Source organism: Roseibium aestuarii (genome assembly GCF_008477545.1).
GTDB lineage: Bacteria > Pseudomonadota > Alphaproteobacteria > Rhizobiales > Stappiaceae > Roseibium > Roseibium aestuarii.
In genome coordinates, this window is the sequence record NZ_VORA01000002.1 from 953,799 (window position 1) to 960,783 (window position 6,985).

Here is a 6,985-nt window from a genome sequence, read left to right on the forward strand (position 1 = left end):
CCCTGCCCCGCCCGAATGCGGGCTGGCGCGGCGCAGAGCAGCCGGGCGCCGCGGGCGAGGAAGGACCGATGACCACAGGACCGGCGTTTTCCCGCGCCTCCAGCGAACAGGGCGTGACCCAGCAGGCCGATGGCCGCCGGGCCATTTCGCGCACCCTGCCGGAAGAGGTGCCCGTGGCCCTGGTCTATAACGGCACCTCCCACGCGGTGATGCTCGCCACGCCTGATGACATCGAAGATTTTGCCGTCGGCTTCTCGCTGAGCGAAGGCATCGTCACCCATGCGGACGAGATCGAGAGTTTCGAGCCCGTCGCCCACGAGAACGGAATCGAGGCCCGCATGTGGCTGCGCGCCGAGCGGGCCGACGCTCTGCACCAGCGCCGCCGCGTCATGGCTGGCCCCACCGGCTGCGGCCTCTGCGGGCTCGACAGTCTGGACCAGGCGCTCAGGGACCTGCCGGTGATCGGCACCACGCTCACCCTGAGCCGCGCCGAGGTTGCCGGCGCGACGGAGCAGCTGCGCCGGATGCAGCCCCTTTATGACCAGACGGGCGCCGTTCATGCCGCCGGCTTTCTTGTTCCGGGCAAGGGCATCGTGCTCGCCCGGGAAGATGTCGGCCGCCACAACGCCCTCGACAAGCTGATCGGCGCATTGGCCCGGGGCGGCCTTTCACCTGCCGATGGCGCCTTCGTGCTGACGAGCCGCGTGTCCCTTGAACTGGTGCAGAAATGCGCCTTCGCCGGCTCTCCCTGCCTGATCGCCGTCTCCGCTCCGACCGCCCATGCCAAGCGGCTGGCGGAAAGCTGCGGCATCACCCTGGCCGCCTTTGCCCGCGGCTCCGGCTTCGATCTCTACGCCCACCCGCATCGCATTCGCCACGAGGACAGTGATGTCGCCTGAGAAGATGGTCTACATGGCCAACCAGATCGCCACCTTCTTCAAGAGCCAGCGCGGCAGCGACCAGGCCGAGCGGATTGCCGCCCACCTGAAGGATTTCTGGGAACCACGCATGCGCGAACAGCTGATCGCCCACGTGGAAACCGGCGGCGCTGGCCTCGACGCCACGGTGATCGAAGCCGCACGCCGCCTCTGACACCACAATCGGCCCGCGCCGTTTTTTGGGGTTGCCTGGCTGCCGCGACCCTAGTGCCGGGCTCAGCGTGACGGCTGCGACCCTTGCGAATCGACGCTGAGAGCGTTCCGCTCCGGCTCTCGTCCGGCCGCGCCGTGGCACCTGCCCCGCGCGACGGCACCGGCATGCGTTTGCCAAAATGCCCCCTTCCGCCCGCCATTTGCGCTTGCGAATGGATCGGTGACAAAAAATCCGCAAAAAAGACAGGAACGCGCTCTGGTTGCAATTCGGGTTGCCAGCTCCTGATCCCCTAGTCGCAGCAGCCCGGACACCTCCGCCAGACGCCTGCGCGCGACCCGGAATAAATACCGCCATCTGCCTTGAGAACGGGGCGCTGGCCGCCACTCGCGCCCCAATCTGACCCGCCCCAGCGGTCAGGTGACAGAGCCCGCAAACACCACCTTTGCGTGTATGTTTCCATCCGGCAAACAGGGACATATGCGGGATGCTGTCATATTTTTTTCGCTTATCACTGTACAATATCCGGATATTGATCATATCATAGGATGTCATCCTTGGAGGGGATCATGGCACTGCTGACCAGAACCGTAGCTCAAGACATATCGTCCGTCACATCGGACGTGCTGTTCTGCATTCTGGAGACCTGTGCGCGTAATCCGCTCAATCCCGCGCTCTCGCAAGGGGATGAAACCTGGACCTGCGATGACCTGGTGCAGCGCATGTCGACCATTGCCGAAACCCTGATCCAGGCCGGCATCGGCAGGGGAGCGGTTGTAGGGGTTCTGCAACCCCACGGCTTCGACCTTGTGGCCAGCCTGCTGGCGATCCTGCATGTGGGCGCGGCCTATCTGCCGCTTGACCAGCGCCTGCCGGAAGAGCGCCTCGCCTTTCTCCTGACCGACAGTGGCGCTACTGCCATCCTGGGCACAAGCGCGCTGCTCTCCCGCCTCCCCGGTGACACGACCGCAAGCGCCATCGCCGTCGACGAGATCACCCCGTCCGGCAATCTGGCGATTGCCCATGGCGCGCTCGTGGAAGAGGATGATCCGGCTTATGTCATTTACACTTCCGGCTCCACCGGACAGCCGAAGGGTGTGGTGGTCAGCCGCGCCAATCTCGCCAACTATTGCCACTGGGCGGCCGAGGCCTATGCACCGCGCGGTCCCGAGCGCTTTGCCCTCTACTCGCCCTTGTCCTTCGACTTCACGGCGACCTGCATCTTTCCGCCCCTTCTGCGCGGCGGCACGATCGAGATTTATGACGGGATCAACGATCCCTTCGTGATCCGCACGATCCTGTCGGACAATCGGGTCGACGTCCTCAAGATCACCCCCGCCTATCTGGAGGTGTTTGCAGAGCTGGTCACCGCGACCAGCCGCATTTCGCGGATCATCGTGGGCGGAGAGGACTTCACCTCCGACCTCGCCGCGAAGGTTCACTCCCGCATGGGAGGAAAGGTCCAGCTGATCAACGAATACGGCCCGACAGAGGCCACGGTCGGCTGCATGCATCACGTCTATGATCCGCTGAGAGATCAGGACGGATCCGTCTCCATTGGTCGCCCCATCGACAACATGGACATCCTGCTGCTCGACGACACGCTTCAACCCGTGCCGCCGGGCGCCAGCGGCGAGATCTTCATCGCCGGTCCTTCGGTCGCCTCCGGCTATCTGAACCGGCCCGAGCTGACCCAGCGCGCCTTCTGCTCCCTTCCCTTCCGCCCCGGCGAAAGGATCTATCGCACCGGAGACTATGCCCGTCCGCGGGACAACGGAGACCTCGTCTTCATCGGCCGCAAGGACGATCAGGTGAAGATCCGCGGTCACCGGGTCGAACTCGGGGAGGTGGAAAGCACGCTCAAGTCGCTGGACGGCGTGGCCTCGGCTCATGTCACCAGCATCGAATACCGGGCGACGCGCGACCTGCTTGCAGCCGTCGTCACCCGCGTTCCGATGACGGCCGAGCAGATCCGCAGCGCCCTCGGCGCCAGGCTGCCAGCCCACATGGTGCCGTCGCATGTGCTGATGGTCGACGCCTTGCCGCTCACGGCAAACCAGAAGATCGACCGGACCGCTCTCTTGAATGCCTGGGAGGCCCAAACGAAATGTCCACGCTGACCGCCCCGTCGCCGACGGAAACGATCATCGACCTTCTGGCTCCGCTCTGGATCGAGACCCTGGGCGTGCCGTCGGCCGCTCCTGCGGATGACTTCTTCCAGTCCGGCGGCCACTCGCTCAAGGCCATGCTCTTCGTCAGCCAGCTCGAGAAAGACCACGGCATCTGCCTGCCGCTCTCGGCACTGGTCGAGAACCCGACCCTGGGCGGGCTGGCGGACTACATCCGCAGCAATCCGCGCCTGCAGCACGAGGCGGTCGAGCCCTTCAGCATCGACGGCAAGGAGACCCAGATCCAGTATCTCCTGCGCTACAACGATCCGGACAAGCAGGCGATGCGCAACGCCGCCTACGAGAGCTATTATGCCCAGGCTCTGCGCTCGAAGGCCCACGCGGAGTTCTGCCGCCAGGTCTATGGCGAGAACTATGGCCAGCACGGCATGGCCGACTTCACCCAGCTCGACGCCATGCTCGATCTTCTGGCCCCGGAAGCCGGTGACCGGCTGCTGGACGTGGGCTGCGGCTACGGGCTGATCTCCACCTACATGGCACAAAAGACCGGCGCGCAGGTGGTCGGGATTGATCTGGCAGCCAGCGCCATCGCCGAGGCTTCCGAGCGGGCGCGCCTCGGCGATCTGCCGCTCGAATTCCATCGCATGGATCTCCAGCAGATCGATTTCGAGCCCGAAAGCTTCGATCATATCGTGTCCATCGACACGATCTATTTCACCCGTGACCAGCGCCAGACGATCCGCGACTTCCACGAGGCCCTGAAGCCCGGCGGCAAGCTCGCGATCTTCCGCACCTTCCCCAAGCGTTCCTTCACCAGCGACACCTGGCGCCCGGATCTGACCGAACTCGCCGTCATCCTGCGCGAGGTCTTCGGGGACTACCGGGCGGTCGATTTCAGCGCCGAGGAAAACCAGCACTGGGCCAGCAAGCTCCGCGTGCTCGACAGTCTGCGGGACGACTTCATCGCGGAAGGCTTCGAGGAGCTCTTCGTCTTCCGTCACGATGAAGCCGCATATGAGGCAGGGATCCAACAGTTCCGTTACCTGTTTACTGCCCAGAAGCCGTTTCGGGAGGCCTGACCTCCCGTCCACCTTCCGTCGGAGGGGTTGAGGCAGATCATCAGCCTGGTCTGCTTCAAGTGAGCCCACCCCTCCGGCGGGCCCTTTCGGGGAACCCCGGGTAATCCGGAGCGCGCCCCTGAGGCCTCCGGCCCCTTGCAGGGTCGAAGGGGAGTGCAAGACAAGCGACGTTTCTCCCCTTTCCCGCATTCGCCCGCGTTACAGGCACCGGACCGGCTCCAACCGCAACAGCGGATGAAGGCCACAAAGACAAAGGCTCGGCCGGAGCAAGTCTCCCACTTGGCCTCTAGCCGCCCCGAGCGGGACCCGACATAAGATCAGGCCCGCCTGAGCAGCAAGAGCCCGAAAAGCGGGCCCGGCACGACAGAACACGACAAGACAGGAACATCAGCACAACCGGGGATCGGGGAACGAGAAAGTCGAGGCGCATCATGACGAAGGACGGGTCCGGCCATCACCAGCTGCAGTCGGAACAGGCCAACCAGACGCGACAGGGAATATACACCGGCATCGCAGCCGGCCTGATCTGGGGCGTCTATCCCTTCATCTACAAGCCCCTCGCCTCCATCGACATCCTCGAGGTCATCGCGCACCGGGTGCTCTGGTCCGTGGTCTTTCTCCTTCCGGTCACGCTCCTCGTGTCCCGGCAGGGCCCGCGCCTGATCGAGACCCTCCGTAGCCTGCGGACCGTCGCCCTGCTGACGGCCTGCGCCGGCATTCTCGCCGGCTGGTGGCTGACCTATGTCTATTGCCTGGTGTCGGAACGCATTCTCGACGCTGGCCTCGGCTATTACCTCGGTCCCGTCCTCACTGCCCTCATGGGGGTGGTTTTCCTGAAGGAGAAGCCGGATCGCGGATCGCTTCTGGCGGTCGCCGTCTCCTTCACCGGCATCCTGATCTACGCCTTCGCCACCCAGGGGCACTTCCCGGTCTACGGACTGATGCTCGGCCTGTTCTATGCGGGCTACACCATCTTCAAGCGCGGCTTTGTCCGCGTCCCGAGCCAGGTCGCCATCACCATCGAATTCGGTCTGCTGCTCGTTCCAGCGCTCGCCTATCTGGCTGCCAAGGGCGCGGAGGGAACCCTGGTCGGTTTCGTCACCACCACCCCGACCCAGACGGCCCTTCTGATCTTCATCGGCCTGATGAATGTCATTCCCATGTGGTGCTACAGCTACGCCTCGACCAACGTGCCCTCGGTGACCATGAGCTTCATTCAGTATCTGTCGCCGACCTTCAACTTCCTTCTGGCGGTCTTCTACTACCGCGAGCCCTTCGGCCTGCCCTCGCTCATCATGTTCCTGCTGGTCTGGACGGGCATCGGCATCTTCATCGCCAACAAGCTCAACCGCGCCCGCCTCGCCCGCAACGGTGCCTCGACGAGCGCTCCCGTCACGACGGCCCAGGTCGCAAGGCTCCGCAATCCCCTCTAGCCTCGAGGCTGACAGGCGTCAAAGAGCTGGTTCCCGGAAACTGAAGAAGCGCAGGTCGGGCCATCGCCCGTCAGGCTGCGGCGTGGCGGCTGCCGGATGACGAGACGCGGTGCGCGGCCTCAGGCCTCGGCCCCATCATCCTCGTCGCTGGACAGGCGCATGGGCTGTTCGAGGAAGGTTCCGAAGACAACCGTGGTCTCGGATTGCACCACGCCAGGGATCTTGTAGATCTCGTTGTACACCTGCTCCATGTGCTCCGTATCCTTGGACCGGATCTTGCACAGGATGGAGTATTCCCCGGCGATGTTATGGATTTCCTCGATCTCGCTGATCTTCATCAGCTGCTCGGCCTTGCCGCGCTTGTCGACATCCGACAGCTTGAGGCGCACGAAGCAGAGGAAGCTCCGGTCGATCTTGCGCGGCTCGATCACCGCGGCAATGCGCTTGATGACCCCTTGCTCCTTGAGCCGCTTCACCCGCTCATGGGCCCCCGTCGACGACAGGCCGACCGCAGCCCCAAGGGCCGCATAGCTGATCGATCCGTCCAGGGACAGAATGTCAAGGATCTTGCGATCCGTGTCGGTGAGCGAAATCTTCTCGGAAGGAACGGGCCGGGGCATCAGGACTTGCTTGTTGGCGATTGCACGACCCGATCTGCGCCGGATCCATTCACAGAAGGATATCCGACCGCTCCGCTCCCTTCAAACCAAAACGCCCCGAACGGGACATTTCGGTTACCGCAATCTATGCCGCTTGTAGCATTCCCATTACTGCTCAAGCGGCCTCGGGATAGGTGAAAGGCTTCCGCCCGATCCAGCATCAAATCTCCCCCTTCAAACGCAAAAACCCGCCACGAGGGCGGGTTTTCTTCCAGAGGCTGGGTTTCTGGGCTGTTAAGTTTTGGTGGTCCTTAAAACGCAAGACAGCCCCGCTTTTGGCGAGGCTGATGGTATTCTTCTATATGGATTTTGGTTTGTGTCGCAGGATTTGTCATTTTTGCCCTTCTGCGTCGGGCTTTGCCCTCCTTGAGGGGGCCGGCGTGAGGATCTCGGCTGGATCCCGTTACCAAACAAAAAACCCGCCTTTTGGGCGGGTATTTTTGATTGGTTGCGGGAGCAGGATTTGAACCTGCGACCTTCAGGTTATGAGCCTGACGAGCTACCGGGCTGCTCCATCCCGCGTTATGTCGGAGGATTTGTTGAAGAGAATTGATTGCGTTTAGCAGGCCTGGCGGCGACCTACTCTCCCACACCTT

Annotated in this window: 6 protein-coding genes and 1 tRNA gene; 5 read left to right on the forward strand and 2 right to left on the reverse strand. The window is 63.3% G+C overall.

Features of this window, described 5'->3' with window-relative positions:
- Positions 1-68: 68 nt before the first annotated feature.
- The 5 genes from fdhD to FR728_RS12895 all read left to right on the forward strand — a co-directional run bounded on the left by fdhD (position 69) and on the right by FR728_RS12895 (position 5,730).
- Entirely contained in the window at positions 69-899 is an 831-nt protein-coding gene (gene fdhD, locus FR728_RS12875; RefSeq protein ID WP_149893144.1) for a formate dehydrogenase accessory sulfurtransferase FdhD, read from the forward strand.
- Positions 889-1,092, forward strand: coding sequence for a formate dehydrogenase subunit delta (locus FR728_RS12880; protein WP_149893044.1), 204 nt, complete (start codon positions 889-891; stop codon positions 1,090-1,092). The genes fdhD and FR728_RS12880 overlap by 11 nt, the downstream gene beginning before the upstream one ends.
- Before the next feature lie 566 nt (positions 1,093-1,658).
- Positions 1,659-3,209 carry an amino acid adenylation domain-containing protein gene (locus FR728_RS12885; protein ID WP_188318890.1) on the forward strand — a complete coding sequence of 517 codons (1,551 nt, stop codon included), beginning with the start codon at positions 1,659-1,661 and terminating at the stop codon, positions 3,207-3,209.
- The gene (locus FR728_RS12890) at positions 3,197-4,297 is read left to right on the forward strand and encodes a class I SAM-dependent methyltransferase (protein ID WP_149893046.1); all 1,101 of its coding nucleotides are present in this window, start codon (positions 3,197-3,199) and stop codon (positions 4,295-4,297) included. Before FR728_RS12885 ends, FR728_RS12890 begins: the two co-directional genes overlap by 13 nt.
- Before the next feature lie 431 nt (positions 4,298-4,728).
- Entirely contained in the window at positions 4,729-5,730 is a 1,002-nt protein-coding gene (locus FR728_RS12895; protein WP_149893047.1) for an EamA family transporter, read from the forward strand.
- Between the two features lie 119 nt (positions 5,731-5,849).
- On the opposite strand, the gene FR728_RS12900 is transcribed toward FR728_RS12895, so the two are convergent.
- Entirely contained in the window at positions 5,850-6,350 is a 501-nt protein-coding gene (locus FR728_RS12900; RefSeq protein WP_149893048.1) for an Lrp/AsnC family transcriptional regulator, read from the reverse strand.
- A gap of 484 nt (positions 6,351-6,834) precedes the next feature.
- Positions 6,835-6,911, reverse strand: a tRNA-Met gene (locus tag FR728_RS12905).
- Positions 6,912-6,985: the final 74 nt, after the last annotated feature.

What these genes read in the sequence shown, in the direction of transcription:
- fdhD (WP_149893144.1), top strand. Translation starts at nt 69, where the DNA reads ATGACCACAGGACCGGCGTTTTCCCGCGCCTCCAGCGAACAGGGCGTG.
- FR728_RS12880 (WP_149893044.1), top strand. Translation starts at nt 889, where the DNA reads ATGTCGCCTGAGAAGATGGTCTACATGGCCAACCAGATCGCCACCTTC.
- FR728_RS12885 (WP_188318890.1), top strand. Translation starts at nt 1,659, where the DNA reads ATGGCACTGCTGACCAGAACCGTAGCTCAAGACATATCGTCCGTCACA.
- FR728_RS12890 (WP_149893046.1), top strand. Translation starts at nt 3,197, where the DNA reads ATGTCCACGCTGACCGCCCCGTCGCCGACGGAAACGATCATCGACCTT.
- FR728_RS12895 (WP_149893047.1), top strand. Translation starts at nt 4,729, where the DNA reads ATGACGAAGGACGGGTCCGGCCATCACCAGCTGCAGTCGGAACAGGCC.
- FR728_RS12900 (WP_149893048.1), bottom strand. Translation starts at nt 6,350, where the DNA reads ATGCCCCGGCCCGTTCCTTCCGAGAAGATTTCGCTCACCGACACGGAT.